The organism is Methylocystis borbori (assembly GCF_036576025.1).
In the GTDB taxonomy this organism is placed as follows: domain Bacteria; phylum Pseudomonadota; class Alphaproteobacteria; order Rhizobiales; family Beijerinckiaceae; genus Methylocystis; species Methylocystis borbori.
This window is the reverse complement of record NZ_JAZHYN010000002.1, coordinates 124,033-139,674: the sequence shown is the minus strand read 5'-3', so window position 1 is coordinate 139,674 and position 15,642 is coordinate 124,033. Positions and strand designations below refer to the sequence as shown.

Below are 15,642 nucleotides of genomic sequence, written 5' to 3'. Positions count from 1 at the left end.
GAGGACGCCCGCCCGGCGCCGTCCAGCCGCGCGCGACGACGACGCCGTCGCGCACGACCAGCGCGCCGACGGCGGGATTAGGCGCCGTGCAGCCCATATTGCGCCGGCCGAGCGCCAGCGCCGCCGCCATATAGGCTTCGTCCGTCGCGACGTATGGAAGGGGCTCGTGGACCGTCATGCGTCTTCCGCGTCGCCCGAATCGGGCGCAAGCGCCGCGCCGGCGCCGCCGTTCTCCAATTCGTCGATGACGGCGGAAAAATCGCGCGCCTCGCGAAAGTCGCGATAGACCGAGGCGAAGCGCACATAGGCCACGGCGTCGAGCGAACGCAGGCCTTCGATGACCAATTCGCCGATGCGCTGGCTTTCGATTTCGACTTCTCCCAGACTTTCCAACTGCCTCACGATCCCGGAAATCATCTGCTCCACCCGCTCGGACTCCACCGGACGCTTGCGCAGCGCGATCTCGACCGATCGCGTGAGCTTGTCGCGATCGAACGGCGCGCGGCGACCCGACTTCTTGACGACAACGATCTCGCGCAATTGCACGCGCTCGAAGGTCGTGAAACGTCCGCCGCAGGTCGAACAGACCCGGCGGCGGCGGATGCAGGACGAATCCTCCGCCGGACGCGAGTCCTTCACCTGGGTGTCGGAAGAGCCGCAATAGGGACAGCGCATATCGGCCGCCTTTCCCCTCTCCCGCTTGCGGGAGAGGGCAGCCCCGCGACGCGGGGTCGGGTGAGGGCTATCATAATTCGCGCGGCGGAGAGACCCCTCATCCGTCGCGCTTTCGCGCGGCGCCTTCTCCCGCAAGCGGGAGAAGGAAGCGCCCCGCTGTTAGTAAATCGGGAACTTCGCGGTCAGCGCGTGAACTTTTTCCTTCACCGCCGCTTCCGTCGCGGCATTGGCCTCTTCGCCCTTCGACGAGAGCCCTTCCAGCACCTCGACGATCAGGCCGCCGACCTCCTTGAATTCGGCGACGCCGAAGCCGCGCGAGGTCGCCGCCGGCGAGCCGAGCCTGACGCCCGAGGTGACGAAGGGCTTTTCGGGGTCGAAAGGAATGCCGTTCTTGTTGCAGGTGATATGCGCACGCCCGAGCGCCGCCTCCGCCGCCTTGCCGGTGAGTTTCTTCGGCCGCAGATCGACGAGCATCAGATGGTTGTCGGTGCCGCCCGAGACAATGGCGAGGCCGGCGTCGACGAGCGTCTGCGCGAGCGTCTGCGCGTTGTCCTTCACCTGCTGCTGATAGGCTTTGAATTCCGGCTTCAGCGCCTCGCCGAAAGCCGCCGCCTTGCCGGCGATGACATGCATCAGCGGGCCGCCCTGGAGGCCGGGGAACACCGCCGAATTGATCTTCTTGGCGATATCCTCGTCATTCGTCAGCACCATGCCGCCGCGCGGACCGCGCAGCGTCTTATGCGTCGTCGTCGTCGTCACATGGGCGTGCGGAATCGGTGAAGGGTGCAGGCCCGCCGCGACGAGGCCGGCGAAATGCGCCATATCGACCATGAAATAGGCGCCGACGCTGTCGGCGATCTTGCGGAAGCCCTCGAAATCCCAAATGCGCGAATAGCCCGAGCCGCCGGCGATGATGATTTTCGGCTTATGCTCTTGCGCGAGCTTTTCGACCATCTCCATGTCAATGAGGTTGTCGTCCTTGCGCACCGTATAGGGGATCGGCTTGAACCATTTGCCGGAGAGATTGACCGGCGAGCCATGGGTGAGATGACCGCCCGCGGCAAGGTCGAGACCCATGAAGCTGTCGCCCGGGGTGGCGAGGGCGAGGAACACCGCCTGATTGGCCTGCGAGCCGGAATTCGGCTGCACATTGGCGAAGCCGCACCCAAACAGCTGCTTGGCGCGCTCGATGGCGAGATTCTCGGCGATATCGACGAACTGGCAGCCGCCGTAATAGCGCTTGCCCGGATAGCCCTCGGCGTATTTGTTGGTGAGAACCGAGCCCTGCGCCTCCAGCACCGCCTTGGAAACGATATTCTCCGACGCGATCAGTTCGATCTCATGCTTCTGGCGCCCGAGCTCAAGCTCGATCGCCTTGGCGAGCTCCGGATCGGAAGCGCTCAGGGAGGCGGTGAAGAAACCCGATTGGCTCATGGAATGCCCTCTATGCCTATCCGCGCGAAACAAAAGCAAAAACCGGCTTCCCGGCCATAATCGGCGAAGCCGGCCCTCAAGACGCGCATCGTGAGACGGGTCGCTTATCACGGCGGGCCCGCGACGGGAAGAGCGCCCCGTGGCGCAAATCGCCGCGCGTGCGGGACGCGGCGGCTAGGACGCCCCCGCCATAATTTCGCTTAAAACATCCGTTTGAATTTCAACTGCTCGTTTGAATAGGAGGCATTCATGCCCAAGAGATTTGACGCAAACGCCGCCGCGGTCGCGGCCAAATCCCGCAAAATATTGCTCAATGCGGCGGCTTGTTTCGTCGGCGCCTCGCTGCTGGCGCTGCTGCCGCAGGATTGGAGAGTCGACGAAATCTTCGCCCCTAAAGAGACGGCCGTCGAGATCGACGCCGTCAGCGGCAAATTCCTCGCCCGCGTCGAGACGGAAGAAACGCTTTCTTCGCCCGAGGAGAAAATCGCGGCGCCGATCCTGGCGAGTCTTCCCGCCTATGGGAAGTTCGACATCGCTTCGGACGAAGCGAGCGCCTGGGATGAGGAAAAGCCCTCCCCCGCGGCTGCGAAGCCGATCCGCGAGGCGCCAAAGAAGCAGGCAAGAACGGCCGATCCGCAAATCGCCGACAGCGTCGCAATCGTCCCCACCCCGCCGATCCGCCCGAGCGCGGCGAACCCGGCGGCGGAAGCGGTCAATCGCGGCGCCGAGACGGCGGAGCGCCATCTCCTCGCCGGCCTCTCGCCTTCCGCGCTTTCGTCAAAATTGGCGCCGATCGCCCAAGGGGCCTGGCGCGGCGCGACGTCTTTGGGATCGTCGCTCGCCGGCTTGCTGGAGGATTATCGCTTTTGAACGACGCGACTCCCCTCGAGCAGCGCGCCGTTTCCCGCTCGGCCGAGATCACGCGCGCGGCGCTCATCAAGGCGGCGACGGCGGTGTTCGCCGAACATGGATATGAAGGCGGCTCCGTGCGGCTCATCACGCAAAGGGCGCTCGCCAATCAAGCGGCCGTCAACTATCACTTCGGCGGCAAGGAAGGGCTTTACCGCGAAGTGCTGCTCGTGGCGACCAAGACCCTCGAGCAGAACAGTTTCCTGAGCCCGGAAGAGGTCGATGCGCGTTCGCCCGAAGAGGCGCTGCGGCTCTATCTGCATCAATTTCTTCTGCCGCTCGTCAAGCGGGATCGGGTCTGCAGTTACTTGCGCATCTTCGCCTGGGAAAGCGTGCGGCCGAGCGAACCGTTCAACGCCTTCGTCGCGACTTCCCCGCTGCGGATTTTTCGTCTGGCGGAGCGCGTCGTGCGCCGCTTCCTGCCCGATGACGCGCCCGCCGAAACCGTCACTTTCACGACGCTGTGGCTCGCCCAACAGCCGATGTTTTTCGTCCGCGAAGCCGAGCGGCTCGCCCGCCCGCCATTTTCGCTCAAATTCGACGACGCGTCGCTCGAACGACTGGTCGACACGCTCACCAGTCTGAGTCTTCGCGGGCTCGCAAACATATAGAACGCATTCATGCGTCGATAGATTCACGAATGCGCTCTAATTTTGAGTCGACGCATTTTCCTGGCCGAACCGGCGTCCGCTTCGGCAACAAAGGCTCTAACGATAGGCCGCGCCATGAATGACAAAAGAAATTGGCTGGATCGCCGCGGCGTCCTTGGATTGGTCGCCGCCATGACGGCCGAAGGGATAACGCGCAAGAGTTTCGCTCAGGCGCTGGTCGACGACGACGCGGGTCCGCCCCTGCTCGGGGCGCGCGCTTGTCTGCTGACGCCGGAGGCTGTGCAGGGCCCCTATTATTTCGATCCCAAGCTGCTTCGCTGCGACATCCGCGAGAGCAGGGTGGGCGTCCCGATCATGCTGCGCCTTCAGATCGTCGATCAGGCGTGCAGGCCGATCCCCAGCGCGAGAGTCGATGTCTGGCATTGCGACGCGGCGGGACTCTATTCGAACTATCCCGGACAGGGGGACGACCGCACGCATCCCATCAGCACGAAGGACGAAACTTTCCTGCGCGGATCTCAGATCGCCGACAATAATGGCGTCGTGAACTTCAAATCGATCTATCCCGGCTGGTATCCCGGACGCACGACGCACATCCATTTCAAGGCGTTCCTGGATCAGTCGAACATATTGACGGGGCAACTCTTCTTCCCCGACGCGCTGAGCGAATTCATCTATCGCAATATTCCGCCCTATTCGGAGCGGAAGGCCCCGCGAAATACGATGAACAAGGACGATTTCATCGCGATCGGCGCGGGCCTGGGCTCCTTTGCAAGCGTCACTGAAGAGGATCAGCGCTATCTCGTTTCTCTCGTCATCGGCGTCGATCCCGCCGCGCGCTCCAAGGCTTCATCCGTCAGGCCTCCGGAAGGATTTGGGCCGCCGCCCGACGCGCCGGGAACGCCGCCACGCGATCCCAAGCGCGCTCAGCCGCTTGTTCCTGGAATCGAATGACGCGCAGGGTCGAATTTCGCCATTCCCCCCGACCGAGGACCAAAATGCAGTCGCTATGGAATAGCCAATATTTTGATGCGGTTCTGGTCGAGGCTCAACAATATCTGGAGCTGACCGAGAATCTCTTCATCATCGTCGCGACGGTCGCGCTCGTCATCGCGCTCTGGGCGCTCGTCAAGGGCGCGTAAGGCGTCTTGCGATTCCAGCGCTCATGCAGCGTTCTTCTGATAATCCTTCACATCCGAAAAGACGATCGCCGGATTGCGTTCGGCGTCATAGCGCAGCGAGAAATCCGACGGCGCCATGAACACCGGCGCGCCGTCGAGATCGTCGGCGACGCTTGAGGCATGCGAGTCGACGAAGCCCTTGAGCGCCGTCGCGTCGTCCGAGGACACCCAGCGACAGACCGTAAAACGCGACTGCTCATAGCGCGTTTGCAAGCCATATTCGGCCTCCAGCCGCGTCGCGAGCACGTCGAGCTGCAACGCGCCGACGACGCCGACGATGGAGCCGGAGCCGTCATGCGGCGTAAACACCTGCACGACGCCCTCCTCCGCGAGCTGCTGCAAGGCTTCACGCAGCTTCTTCGCCTTCATCGCATCGGAGATGAGAATGCGGCGCAGAATTTCCGGCGCGAAGCTCGGCACGCCGCGAAAGACGATGTCCTCGCCCTCGGTCAGCGTGTCGCCGATGCGGAGCTGACCGTGATTGGGCAACCCCACCACGTCGCCGGCATAGGCTTCGTCGGCGATGGAGCGGTCGCGCGCGAAGAAGAACTGCGGCGCGTTGAGGGGAATGTTCTTTCCCGTGCGCGCGAGCTTCGCCTTCATGCCGCGCGTGAGCTTGCCGGAGCAGACGCGCATGAAGGCGATGCGGTCGCGGTGGTTGGGGTCCATATTCGCCTGAATCTTGAAGACGAAGCCCGTCATCTTCGGCTCATGGGCCTCGACGACGCGCTTATTCGCCTCCTGCGCGCGGGGGCTCGGCGCATATTCGGCCATGGCGTCGATGAGATCGCGCACGCCGAAATTGCGTAAAGCGCTGCCGAAAAAAACGGGGGTGAGATGCCCTTCGCGAAAGGCCGAAAGATCGAAAGGCTTGCTGCCTTCTTCCGCGAGCGCCGCCTCCTCGCGCCAGGCCTCCGCGCCATTCGGCAAGAGCCTGTCGAAGAGCGGATCGTCGATGCCGCTCGTTTGCAGAACTTCGGCGTCCTTGTCGATCTGGCGCACGGTTTTCGTCGCGAAGCGATAGGTGCCGGCGAAGCCCTTGCCCGAGCCGATGGGCCAGGTGATCGGCGTCGCGTCGAGCGCCAGCGTCTTTTCGATCTCGTCGAGCAGCTCGAAAGGATCGCGCGCTTCGCGGTCGAGCTTGTTGATGAAGGTGACGATGGGAATGTCGCGCAGCCTGCAAACCTCGAAAAGCTTGCGCGTGCGCGCCTCGATGCCCTTCGCCGCGTCGATCACCATCACCGCCGCGTCGACAGCGGAGAGCGTGCGATAAGTGTCCTCGGAGAAGTCCTCGTGGCCGGGCGTGTCCAAGAGATTGAAGACGCAATCGGCGTATTCGAAGGTCATTACCGAGGTGACGACGGAAATGCCGCGCTCGCGTTCGATATTCATCCAGTCCGAGCGGGTCTGCTGGGCGTTGCGCTTGGCCTTGACGGCGCCGGCAAGCTGGATCGCGCCGCCGAAAAGCAGCAGCTTTTCGGTGAGCGTGGTCTTGCCGGCGTCGGGATGCGAGATGATCGCGAAAGTGCGCCGCCGCGAGACGGGGTCGCGGGTGGTGAGAGTATTCAAAGGCTGCTCGGGTCAGGAAGAAAAGTCAGGCGTCCGACTTAGCGACAAGCGACGGCCCCGGCAATCCCGCATTTCTTCTGAGAGCCTAGGGCCGGGCTCTTCCCCGCCGTCCGCAACGGGATAGCGCGCCGCTTCCCTGGGGGATGCCGCGGACAAGCGCGGCCTCAGGCGAAATCCTCCGCCAGCGCCGCGCGGGTCGCCTCCGACAACACCGCCATATGGCTGTAGTTCGGATGCGTGAAGCCCAGGATCACCCGCGCATTCGGCTCCTTGAACGCCGCAATCTGCGCGTCGGCGAAGGGAAAATGCACGAATTGCACGCTGCTCGCCTTGCCCTCTTCGGAGGTGCGCTCCTGGTCTTCTTCCGCCTTGCCGGCGACGCGCGCGCCGCCGACTTCGATAAAAGCCGTCTGCTCGATGCCGCCAAGCCCCGCCAGCACCCGCGCGCGGCGCAGCGCGTCGTCGATCTCGATCATGAAGGTCGCGACGAGCTCCTTGCCCTTGGGAATGAGCGGATTATAGGCCGCGAGTTCGTCGGCGAGCTGCGCCTCGCCACCCTTCTCGATGTGCAGCATCTCCTGCACCTGCAGCCACATCGTGTCGAAACTCTCGAAATAGAAGGTCACGAAAGGGCCGACCTCGACGCGGCGGCTGCGCTTGATCGCGGTGAGGCGGCGTCGATGCTCGGCGCGATCCTTCGCATATTCCGCCCAGGGCAGAATGTCGGCGGCGGTGAGTTCGTGACGTGTCGTCATCTTTTCGATGCTCCATCAACCTGAGCCCTCATGCTGAGGAGCATCCAAGGGATGCGTCTCGAAGCACGAGGGCGAGGCATCCTGCGCAACTTTTTCCTCGTCCTTCGAGACGCGAGCTTCGCTCGCTCCTCAGGATGAGGAAAAAACGGCATCTACACGCCCGTGACTCCGTAAGCCCTTGCCATCAGCACGATCGGATGGCCGACAAGCTGGGGTTCTGGCGCCTCGCCGCCGAGCGTCTCGATCTCCTGCTCTATATGCAGGCCGGCGAGCGGACATTCGGACACCACATGTTTCTTGCCGGCGCCCTGAATCTGGCGCGCCGCCGGCTTGCCGACTTTCATCGCCGTTTCGAAATTGCCCTTCTTATAGCCCCAGGCGCCGCCATGGCCCGAACAGCGCTCGACCACGGTCACGTCGGCTTGCGGAATGAGCGCCAAAAGCTCCGCGCCTTTCTGGCCGATATTCTGCGCGCGCGAATGACAGGAGACATGGAAAGCCACGCCGCCGTCGATCGGCGCCATGCCTTCGGCGAGCCCCTCCTTGCGGGCGATGTCGACGACATATTCAGAGAGATCGAAGGTCGACTTGGCGAGGCGCTTGACGCTCTCGTCCTCGGGGAGGATGAGCGGCCATTCGAATTTCAGCATCAGCGCGCAAGAGGGCACCGGCGCGACGATGTCATAGCCATCGTTGATATAGGGCGCGAAGGCCTCGGCGACCTTGCGCGCGGCCTCGGCGACCTCGTCGATCAGCCCCTGCTCCAGCTTCGGCATGCCGCAGCAATGCGGGTTCACGACTTTCGTCTCGACGCCGTTCTTCGCCAGGACGGCGAGCGCCGCCATGCCGATGGAGGTATCATTATAATCGCCATAGCAGGTGGCGTAGAGCACGGCCTTGCGTCCCTTGGCGGGACCGGCCTCGTTGCGCGCGGGCGGAGCGGCGGCGGCCTCGACCTCAAGCGTCCTGCTGGCATATTTCGGCAGTTGGGCGTTCTCGTCGAGGCCGGCGATTTTCTCTTCAATGCCGCGCAGCGGACTGCCGCGACGGGTCGCCCAATTGGCGGCGCCGGCGATCAGCGTCGCCCATTTGCCGTTGCGGTCCGTCTCAGCCAGTTCGCGATCGGCGAACGACACGCCCTTCTTCTTCGCCTCGACGGCGCGATAGCGCAGAATCAGATGCGGAAAGTCGATGTTGAATTCATGCGGCGGCACATAGGGGCACTTCGTCATGAAGCACATGTCGCAGAGCGTGCAGGCGTCCACGACGCTCTTGAAATCGGCGCTCGCCACCGTGTCGAGTTCGCCGCTCTTCGATTCGTCGACGAGATCGAAGAGCCGCGGAAAGGAGTCGCACAGATTGAAGCAGCGCCGGCAGGTGTGACAAATGTCGAAGACGCGCCGCATCTCGGCGTCGAGCTTAGCCTCGTCATAGAAATCCGCGCTCTTCCAATCCAGCGGATGCCGGATCGGGGCTTCAAGACTGCCTTCTCTCATGATGGTCCTGTTGTGGGGAATGCCGGGCGCCCCTCTCCCGCTTTCAGGAGAGGGTGGCTTGCGGGAGAAGCCGGGCAAGGGCGGGCCCTCATCCGACTCTTCCTGCGCAAGGCCTCCTTCTCCCGCGCAGCGGGAAAAGGGCTCGATGCGGCTTACTTCAGTTCGTCGAGCGCCTTCTGGAAGCGGCCGGCGTGCGAGCGCTCGGCCTTAGCGAGCGTCTCGAACCAGTCGGCGATCTCCTCGAAGCCTTCCTCGCGGGCCGAGCGGGCCATGCCAGGGTACATATCCGTATATTCATGGGTCTCGCCGGCGACGGCGGCCTTGAGATTGTCGCCAGTCTTGCCGATCGGCAGGCCGGTGGCCGGATCGCCGACGCTCTCCAGGAATTCGAGGTGGCCGTGGGCATGGCCGGTCTCGCCTTCCGCGGTCGAACGGAACACGGCGGCGACGTCGTTATAGCCTTCGACGTCCGCCTTTTGGGCGAAATACAGGTAGCGGCGATTCGCCTGCGACTCGCCGGCGAAGGCGGCCTTCAGATTCTCTTCGGTCTTGCTGCCCTTGAGCGTAGACATTTTCTTGCCTCCAGCAATTTCACATCGGCGTACCGCGACGGGACGCCGAGACAGGAATTAGAATAATTCAAAACTGGCTCCTGTCCAACCAAAAATCGGGCGGCCGCCGAGACTTTTCGCCGCGCCTCCTCCGGCGCGCGCCCGGCGCCAAAGCGCCCCTATTTGTAGCCGATGACCATGGAATCGGGACCGACGAGATGTTCGACGCGCGTCTTCGCGAAGCCCGCCTCTTGCATCCAGCCCTGGCAATCCGCGCCCGAATAATCGAAGCCGCCGGTCGTCTCGATCAGCATGTTGAGACTCATGAGCAGGCCGAAGGCGTTCTCGCTGCGGTCGTCGTCGATCAGCGCCTCATAGACGATCAGCGCCCCGCCCTCGGGCAGCGCCTCATAGGCTTTCGCCAGCAATTGGCGTTTCTGCGCGAGGTCCCAATCGTGCAGGATATGGCCCATGACGATCACATCCGCCTTGGGAAGCGGATCCTTGAAGAAATCGCCCGGATGAAATTGCAGCCGGTCGGAAAGATTATTCGCGGCGACAAAGTCGGAAAAAATCGGGCCGACCGCCGGAAGGTCGAAACCGGCGCCCGAAAGATGTGGGTGAGCGCTTGCGAGCGTCACCGGAACCATGCCCTGCGCCGCGCCGACATCGACGAAAGTCTTGTAGTCTCGCCACGGAAATTTTTCCGCGATCGCCTGCGCCGCCCCGGCGCTGACGCCGCTCATCGCCGCGAGAAATCCACGTAGGCGATCGGGATCGGCATAGAGAGCGCCGAAAAGATCGCCCTCCTCCTTATTCTCGCTCTGGCGCTCGCCCGTCCTCAGCGCCTCGGTCAGATGTCCCCAGCTCGCGTAAAGACGCGCATTGGCCATCTCCAGCAGGCCGCCCACATAGCTCGGGCGGGCGCGAACGAGGAAAAGATCGGTTTCGGGCGTGTTGGCGTAAATGCCATCCTCGCGCTTCAAGATCTTCATCGCCGTCAGCGCGTCGAGGAAATCGCGCGCCGAACGCGGGTGCAGGCCGAGCTTTTTCGTGAGCGCCGGAAGATCGGCGGGTCCCCCGGCGAGCGCGTCGAAAACGCCAATCTCCACCGCGGAAAGGAGCGCCTTGGCGTTCCAGAAGGATAGGCCTAGGGCGAGGAGTTTTTCAGGAGAAGGCTTCGCGGTCATAATGTTTCCCTTAAGCGCGACTCAATCCGGCCGAAACATTCGGGCCTTTAATCACATGGCGGACCTATACGATAGCTTCGCGACGCTCGCGGCGAATGAAATCGAAGGCGTCGATTATCGCATCCACATAGCGCCGCGCGCTTCGCCTTTCGCGATCGTCGCGCCGCATGGCGGGCGGATCGAGCGCGGAACCTCGCAGATCGCGGCGGCGATCGCTTCCAACCGCTTCTCGCTCTATTGCTTCGAAAGCCTCAGGCCGCGCGCGAAGGGGAAAAGCCTCCATATCGCCTCGACTCGCTTCGACGAGCCGCAAGCGCTGCGTCTCGTCGCCGCTTCCGAGATCGCGATGGGCGTGCATGGCCGAATAGATGGCGTGGACCGCGCGTCGGTCTGGGTCGGCGGCCTGCATGAAAGCCTGCGCGACGCCATTTGCGACGCGCTCGTGCGCGCCGGTTTCGAGGCGAAGGCGGTGGGAGAAGGCCATCGCCTCTCGGGGCGCGATCCGGCCAATATCTGCAACAGATGCGGGCGCGGCGCCGGCGTTCAACTCGAACTGCCTGAAACGCTCAGAACCGCCATGGCGAACGAACCCTCGCGGCGCGCCGCGCTTGGGGCGGCGGTGCGCGACGCGCTTGAGCGCGCAGGGCCGCTTACGGCTTAATCCCGTCGATTTCCCGCGTAAGGATTATCGCCCGCCTTTTTCGAAATCCGGATCGGCACGCCGGGGAGATCAAAGGTCTTGCGCAGACCGTTGACGAGGAAGCGCTCGTAGCTCGCCGGCAATTCGTCGAGCTGATTGCCGAAAATCACGAAATGCGGCGGGCGCGATTTCGCCTGGGTGATGTAGCGGATTTTGATCCGCCGGCCGGAGACCGCCGGCGGGGGCGTCTCCTCGACCTGCGCGAGAAGCCAGCGGTTGAGTCGCGCGGTGGCGATGCGCCGGTTCCATGTCGCATGAACGGCGACGATCGCCTCCATGAGCTTGTCGAGCCCCTGCCCTGTCGCGCCGGAGACCGGAACCACCGGACATCCGCGCAATTGCGCCAGCAGCCGGTCCGCTTCCTCGCGCAAAAGCGGGAGCGTCGCGCCGGGATTTTCGATGAGATCCCATTTGCCGAGCGCGATGACGACGGCGCGGCCCTCGCGCGCGGCGAGGTCGGCGATGGTCAAATCCTGCTTCTCGAAAGGGATGGTCGAGTCGACGAGCAGCACCACGACTTCGGAGAAGCGCGCCGCCCGCAGCGCGTCGGCGGCGGAGAGCTTTTCGAGCTTGTCGACGATGCGCGCGCGCTTACGCAGGCCCGCGGTGTCGAAGAGCTTTATCTTGCGGTCGCGCCAGAGAAAATCGACGCCAATGGAATCGCGGGTGATGCCGGCTTCGGGTCCGGTCAGCAGGCGCTCTTCGCCGAGAATGCGGTTGATGAGGGTCGATTTGCCGGCGTTCGGCCGTCCGAGAACGGCGATGCGCAGCGGCTTCGTCACGTCGAGATCGCTGCCGTCCTCTTCGTCGTCGCGCAGATTTTCGACGCTTTGCGTCTCTTCTTCCGCAGGTTCGGCGGTTTCTTCCGGCAGCGCCTCCAGCAGCGCGTCATAAAGATCGGCCATGCCCTCGCCATGTTCGGCGGAAAGCGGCACGGGATCGCCCAGGCCAAGCGAGAAAGCCTCCAGCACGCCAGCCTCTCCCGCCTTGCCCTCCGCCTTATTGGCGATAAGGATCACGGGCTTGCCGGCGCGGCGGACGAGATCGGCGAAATATTTATCGTCCGGCGTCACGCCCACGCGCGCGTCGATGAGGAACAGGATGGCGTCGGCGGAATGGATCGCGCTCTCGGTCTGGGCGCGCATGCGGCCTTCCAATGTCGCCTGCGCGCCTTCCTCCAGCCCCGCCGTGTCGATGATCGTGAAACGCAGATCGGCGAGCTTCGCTTCGCCCTCGCGGCGATCGCGCGTCACCCCGGGGCGATCGTCGACAAGCGCCAGCTTCTTACCGGTCAGCCGGTTGAACAGCGTCGATTTGCCAACATTCGGCCGGCCGATGATGGCGAGTGAAAAAGACATGACCAGACTTTCGCGGCGACGCTCCGCGCGCCTTGCGGATTAATTCGCCGGCTTCGCCTCGAGCGGCGCCTCGCCCGACGGCGCCGCGCCTTCGGTTTCGGGCTCGATCACCGGCGTCACGGCGATGTTGCCGCCGTTCGCTCCCGTGGCGCTGGGAGCTGCGGCCTTCGGACCGCGCTTGGCGTGCAGCAAGCCGCGATAGGCGGCGGCGCGCTGACGCATCGACTGCGGCGCGTCGCGATCGTTGAGCAGCAGATTGAACACCCGCTCGGCCTCGTCGAAATCATTATTGGCGAGGGCGTCGAGCCCGTTCCACTCATTGGCGGAAAAACGGAACGAGGCGTCCGAGAGCATCAAGGGCGCGAGGGCGCGCATCATATTTTCGCGGTCGCCGGTCTCCATGACCAGCAGCGCGGCGCGCAACAGCGCGACCTCCTGCGTCAGCTTGTCGACGTTCCTGTCGTCGCTGATCGCCTCAAGCTCCTTGAGAGCCTGCGCCTTGTCGGGACGCGCCTCGGCGGCGCGAATGCGGGCGAGCCCCGCATAGCCCTTGGGGCCGTCCTTGACGATGGCGTCGAAAGCCGCCGCGGCTTCGGCGTTCTTGCCCTCATTGGCCAGCGCGACGGCGGCCTCGAAACGGGCGTTGGCGGCCTCGGCCGCCTTCTGGCGATTGGTCTGGTAATAGCTCCATGCGCCGGTCGCGGCGACGATCAGGACGGCGAGGATGAAGATCGGCGTCTGATAGCGCCGCCACAGCTCGGCGGCCCTATCCCGGCGAACGTCTTCGTCGACCTCATGGAAAATGTCGGACATAGGCTCCAAACCCTTGATTGCGCCCGCGAAGGCCCGCGCCTGCCGCAGGCGTTAGCACAGGCCGCCCGCAAATGCGAGTTTGACGCTGGGGCTTATTCGCCCCGCTTCGACGCGACGCGCCATACGGCGCCGCCGACGTCGTCGGCGACGAGCAAGCCCCCGCGCTTGTCGATGATGACGCCGACCGGCCTGCCGCGCGCCTCGCCCTGCTCGCTAAGAAAACCGGTCAATACCTCTTGCGGCTGGCCGACGGGAACGCCCTTGTCGAATTTGACGAAAATCACGCGATAGCCGGCGCGCGGACTCCGGTTCCACGATCCATGCTGACCGATAAAGGCCCCTTGCTGGAACGGCCCCAGATCGGCCTCCTCCACGAATGTGAAGCCGAGCGAACCCGTGTGCGAACCCAGCGCATAATCCGGGCGGATCGCCATTTTGACGAGTTCGGCGTTTTGCGGCTGGACGCGCGGGTCGACGTGCTGGCCATAATAGCTATAGGGCCAGCCGTAAAAGGCGCCGTCGCGCACGGACGTCATATAATCTGGCACGAGATTGTCGCCGAGTTCGTCGCGTTCGTTCACCGAGGCCCAGAGTTCTCCCGTCGCGGGATTCCAGCCCATGCCGACGGGATTGCGCAGTCCCGACGCGAAAACGCGCGAAGACCCGTCAGTCGGATCGATCTCCAGAATGGCGGCGCGATCCTGCTCCTCCTCCATCCCATGTTCGGCGACGTTGGAATTGGAGCCGACGCCGACATAAAGCCGCGAGCCGACCGGGTCCGCGAGAAGGCTCTTGGTCCAATGGTAATTGCGGCCGGCGGGAAGGTCGGCGACCTTTTCCGGCTCGGCGTCGATATGCGTATCGCCCTCCTTATAGGGAAAGCGCAGAAGCGCATCGGCGTTCGCGACATAAAGCTCGTCGCCGATCAGCGCCATGCCGAAAGGCGAATTGAGATTTGCGAGAAAGGCCTCTTTCGTCTCGGCGACGCCGTCTCCGTCCGCGTCGCGCAGCAGGGTTATGCGATTGGCGCTCGGCTTTTGCGCGCCGGCCTCATTCATAAAAAATCTCGTGAAAAATCCCTTTATTCCCCCGCTCCCCAAGCCCTCGGGCGTGGGCGGCGCGTCGGTCTCGGCGACGAGAATGTCGCCGTTCGGCAATTCGTAAAGCCAGCGCGGATGGTCGAGGCCGGAGGCCAACGCCTGCACAGAGAGGCCGCTTGCCGTCGTCGGCGCCTCATGCGCCCGCCAGCCGACGGCGCGCGCGATGTTCACATAGGGAAAGGCGCCCGTCGGATGCGGCTCCGGCAGCGTCGGATTGGGGCCATAGCCGGCGCTTTCGGGCAGTTCCGGGCCGCGGTCGCAAGCGGCGAGCCCAATGAGAGACGCCGCGAGTAAGCTTCTGCAGACGATATTCGCCGCCATGGCGTCTCCTTCGCATGTCGTCCGATAATTTGACGATCTAAAGGATCGATGGACGGCGATGCGGACAAATATATGATGACGATGCGAGTAACATGGCGCGACCAGCCTGCGCCTCAACCCCAGCCAGCGGATATAATAAGCGGAAACGTCAATGAGCCGAAACAAAGGCCGCATATTTATCGGAATCGGCGGCTGGAGCTATGATCCCTGGCGCGAGAGCTTTTTTCCGTCGGACCTGCCGCGCAAGCGCGAACTCGAATATGCGAGCCGCAAGCTCACCTCGATCGAGATTAACGGGACATTCTATCGCACACAGACGGCCGCGACATTCGCCAAATGGCGCGACGAGACGCCCGAAGGCTTCGTATTCAGCGTCAAGGCCCCTCGCTTCGCCATGATGCGCAAGAAGGTCGCTGAAGCCGGCGAGTCGATCGCGCGCTTCTTCGGCAGCGGCGTGACGGAGCTTGGCGACAGGCTCGGACCGATTCTGTGGCAATTCGCGCCGACGCGCAAATTCGACGCGGAATTCTTCGAGGGCTTCATGGGTCTGTTGCCAAAGGAAGCAGGCGGCCGCGCGCTGCGCCATGCGATCGAGGTTCGGCACGAAAGTTTTTGCGCGCCTCAATTCGTCGCGGCGGCGCGCGCGCATGGCGTCGCCATCGTCGTCGCCGGCGATTCCAAATATCCGCTGATCGCCGATGTCACCGCGCCTTTCGTCTATGCGCGGATCATGGGAACGCGCGCGGATGTCGCGCAAGGCTATGACGGCGCAGAGCTCGATCGATGGGCGGCGGGGGCGAAGGAATGGGCGGCGGGCGACGCGCCGCCCGACCTCGCTTGCCTCGCAGCGGAAAAACAAAAGTCCTCGCCGCGCGACGTCTATCTCTATGTCATCAGCGGCGCTAAGGAGCGCAATCCGGCCGCCGCGATGGGCCTGATCGAACGGGTCGCCTCTTAAAGGCGCGCCTTTGGCAGTAAG

At 63.7% G+C, this 15,642-nt stretch carries 16 protein-coding genes and 1 pseudogene; 6 read left to right on the top strand and 11 right to left on the bottom strand.

Annotation, left to right across the window (positions count from 1 at the left end; genetic code table 11):
* From V3H18_RS01520 to glyA, 3 genes and pseudogenes are all read right to left on the bottom strand, one after another.
* Positions 1-178: pseudogene (locus V3H18_RS01520) on the bottom strand (bifunctional diaminohydroxyphosphoribosylaminopyrimidine deaminase/5-amino-6-(5-phosphoribosylamino)uracil reductase RibD); the annotation flags it as partial.
* Complete coding sequence (gene nrdR, locus V3H18_RS01515) at positions 175-675, bottom strand: transcriptional regulator NrdR (protein WP_332080104.1); 501 nt, start codon at positions 673-675, stop codon at positions 175-177. The pseudogene V3H18_RS01520 and the gene nrdR, both read right to left, overlap by 4 nt.
* 159 nt (positions 676-834) lie before the next feature.
* Entirely contained in the window at positions 835-2,109 is a 1,275-nt protein-coding gene (gene glyA, locus V3H18_RS01510; RefSeq protein ID WP_332080103.1) for a serine hydroxymethyltransferase, read from the bottom strand.
* 249 nt (positions 2,110-2,358) lie between these two features.
* Here glyA and V3H18_RS01505 point away from each other — a divergent pair, with 249 nt between their 5' ends.
* The 4 genes from V3H18_RS01505 (at position 2,359) to V3H18_RS01490 (ending at position 4,771) form a co-directional block, all read left to right on the top strand.
* Positions 2,359-2,979 (top strand): hypothetical protein, encoded by a 621-nt coding sequence (locus V3H18_RS01505; protein WP_332080102.1) that lies wholly within the window; start codon positions 2,359-2,361, stop codon positions 2,977-2,979.
* Positions 2,976-3,629, top strand: coding sequence for a TetR/AcrR family transcriptional regulator (locus tag V3H18_RS01500; RefSeq protein ID WP_332080101.1), 654 nt, complete (start codon positions 2,976-2,978; stop codon positions 3,627-3,629). The genes V3H18_RS01505 and V3H18_RS01500 overlap by 4 nt, the downstream gene beginning before the upstream one ends.
* A 114-nt stretch (positions 3,630-3,743) precedes the next feature.
* On the top strand, positions 3,744-4,583 hold the full coding sequence (locus V3H18_RS01495) for an intradiol ring-cleavage dioxygenase (protein ID WP_332080100.1): 840 nt from the start codon (positions 3,744-3,746) through the stop codon (positions 4,581-4,583).
* Positions 4,584-4,627: 44 nt separating this feature from the next.
* The gene (locus V3H18_RS01490) at positions 4,628-4,771 is read left to right on the top strand and encodes a hypothetical protein (protein ID WP_332080099.1); all 144 of its coding nucleotides are present in this window, start codon (positions 4,628-4,630) and stop codon (positions 4,769-4,771) included.
* Between the two features lie 21 nt (positions 4,772-4,792).
* On the opposite strand, the gene V3H18_RS01485 is transcribed toward V3H18_RS01490, so the two are convergent.
* The 5 genes from V3H18_RS01485 to V3H18_RS01465 form a co-directional block, all read right to left on the bottom strand.
* A complete protein-coding gene (locus V3H18_RS01485) occupies positions 4,793-6,379 on the bottom strand; it encodes a peptide chain release factor 3 (RefSeq protein WP_332080098.1) in 1,587 nt (528 codons plus the stop codon).
* Between the two features lie 164 nt (positions 6,380-6,543).
* On the bottom strand, positions 6,544-7,134 hold the full coding sequence (locus tag V3H18_RS01480; RefSeq protein WP_332080097.1) for a DUF3501 family protein: 591 nt from the start codon (positions 7,132-7,134) through the stop codon (positions 6,544-6,546).
* A 152-nt stretch (positions 7,135-7,286) separates the two neighbouring features.
* Positions 7,287-8,630: a (Fe-S)-binding protein gene (locus V3H18_RS01475; RefSeq protein WP_332080096.1), complete on the bottom strand. Its 1,344-nt coding sequence runs from the start codon at positions 8,628-8,630 to the stop codon at positions 7,287-7,289.
* Positions 8,631-8,782: 152 nt separating this feature from the next.
* Positions 8,783-9,202, bottom strand: coding sequence for a rubrerythrin family protein (locus tag V3H18_RS01470; protein ID WP_332080095.1), 420 nt, complete (start codon positions 9,200-9,202; stop codon positions 8,783-8,785).
* A gap of 158 nt (positions 9,203-9,360) precedes the next feature.
* Positions 9,361-10,371 carry a methyltransferase gene (locus V3H18_RS01465; protein WP_332080094.1) on the bottom strand — a complete coding sequence of 337 codons (1,011 nt, stop codon included), beginning with the start codon at positions 10,369-10,371 and terminating at the stop codon, positions 9,361-9,363.
* A 55-nt stretch (positions 10,372-10,426) separates the two neighbouring features.
* On the opposite strand from V3H18_RS01465, the gene V3H18_RS01460 reads away from it, so the two are divergent.
* Positions 10,427-11,032, top strand: a complete 606-nt coding sequence (locus V3H18_RS01460) for a poly-gamma-glutamate hydrolase family protein (protein WP_332080093.1) — start codon at positions 10,427-10,429, stop codon at positions 11,030-11,032.
* Here V3H18_RS01460 and der read toward each other — a convergent pair.
* From der to V3H18_RS01445, 3 genes are all read right to left on the bottom strand, one after another.
* A complete protein-coding gene (der, locus tag V3H18_RS01455) occupies positions 11,029-12,429 on the bottom strand; it encodes a ribosome biogenesis GTPase Der (protein ID WP_332080092.1) in 1,401 nt (466 codons plus the stop codon). The two genes, V3H18_RS01460 and der, sit on opposite strands and share 4 nt — an antisense overlap.
* A gap of 39 nt (positions 12,430-12,468) precedes the next feature.
* Positions 12,469-13,242 (bottom strand): tetratricopeptide repeat protein, encoded by a 774-nt coding sequence (locus V3H18_RS01450; RefSeq protein WP_332080091.1) that lies wholly within the window; start codon positions 13,240-13,242, stop codon positions 12,469-12,471.
* Between the two features lie 92 nt (positions 13,243-13,334).
* Complete coding sequence (locus V3H18_RS01445; protein WP_332080090.1) at positions 13,335-14,663, bottom strand: PQQ-dependent sugar dehydrogenase; 1,329 nt, start codon at positions 14,661-14,663, stop codon at positions 13,335-13,337.
* Positions 14,664-14,814: 151 nt separating this feature from the next.
* Here V3H18_RS01445 and V3H18_RS01440 point away from each other — a divergent pair, with 151 nt between their 5' ends.
* Positions 14,815-15,621 carry a DUF72 domain-containing protein gene (locus V3H18_RS01440; RefSeq protein WP_332080089.1) on the top strand — a complete coding sequence of 269 codons (807 nt, stop codon included), beginning with the start codon at positions 14,815-14,817 and terminating at the stop codon, positions 15,619-15,621.
* Positions 15,622-15,642: the final 21 nt, after the last annotated feature.

What these genes read in the sequence shown, in the direction of transcription:
- V3H18_RS01465 (WP_332080094.1), bottom strand. Translation starts at nt 10,371, where the DNA reads ATGACCGCGAAGCCTTCTCCTGAAAAACTCCTCGCCCTAGGCCTATCC.
- nrdR (WP_332080104.1), bottom strand. Translation starts at nt 675, where the DNA reads ATGCGCTGTCCCTATTGCGGCTCTTCCGACACCCAGGTGAAGGACTCG.
- V3H18_RS01450 (WP_332080091.1), bottom strand. Translation starts at nt 13,242, where the DNA reads ATGTCCGACATTTTCCATGAGGTCGACGAAGACGTTCGCCGGGATAGG.
- V3H18_RS01480 (WP_332080097.1), bottom strand. Translation starts at nt 7,134, where the DNA reads ATGACGACACGTCACGAACTCACCGCCGCCGACATTCTGCCCTGGGCG.
- V3H18_RS01470 (WP_332080095.1), bottom strand. Translation starts at nt 9,202, where the DNA reads ATGTCTACGCTCAAGGGCAGCAAGACCGAAGAGAATCTGAAGGCCGCC.
- der (WP_332080092.1), bottom strand. Translation starts at nt 12,429, where the DNA reads ATGTCTTTTTCACTCGCCATCATCGGCCGGCCGAATGTTGGCAAATCG.
- V3H18_RS01495 (WP_332080100.1), top strand. Translation starts at nt 3,744, where the DNA reads ATGAATGACAAAAGAAATTGGCTGGATCGCCGCGGCGTCCTTGGATTG.
- V3H18_RS01475 (WP_332080096.1), bottom strand. Translation starts at nt 8,630, where the DNA reads ATGAGAGAAGGCAGTCTTGAAGCCCCGATCCGGCATCCGCTGGATTGG.
- V3H18_RS01440 (WP_332080089.1), top strand. Translation starts at nt 14,815, where the DNA reads ATGAGCCGAAACAAAGGCCGCATATTTATCGGAATCGGCGGCTGGAGC.
- glyA (WP_332080103.1), bottom strand. Translation starts at nt 2,109, where the DNA reads ATGAGCCAATCGGGTTTCTTCACCGCCTCCCTGAGCGCTTCCGATCCG.
- V3H18_RS01445 (WP_332080090.1), bottom strand. Translation starts at nt 14,663, where the DNA reads ATGGCGGCGAATATCGTCTGCAGAAGCTTACTCGCGGCGTCTCTCATT.
- V3H18_RS01460 (WP_332080093.1), top strand. Translation starts at nt 10,427, where the DNA reads ATGGCGGACCTATACGATAGCTTCGCGACGCTCGCGGCGAATGAAATC.
- V3H18_RS01490 (WP_332080099.1), top strand. Translation starts at nt 4,628, where the DNA reads ATGCAGTCGCTATGGAATAGCCAATATTTTGATGCGGTTCTGGTCGAG.
- V3H18_RS01505 (WP_332080102.1), top strand. Translation starts at nt 2,359, where the DNA reads ATGCCCAAGAGATTTGACGCAAACGCCGCCGCGGTCGCGGCCAAATCC.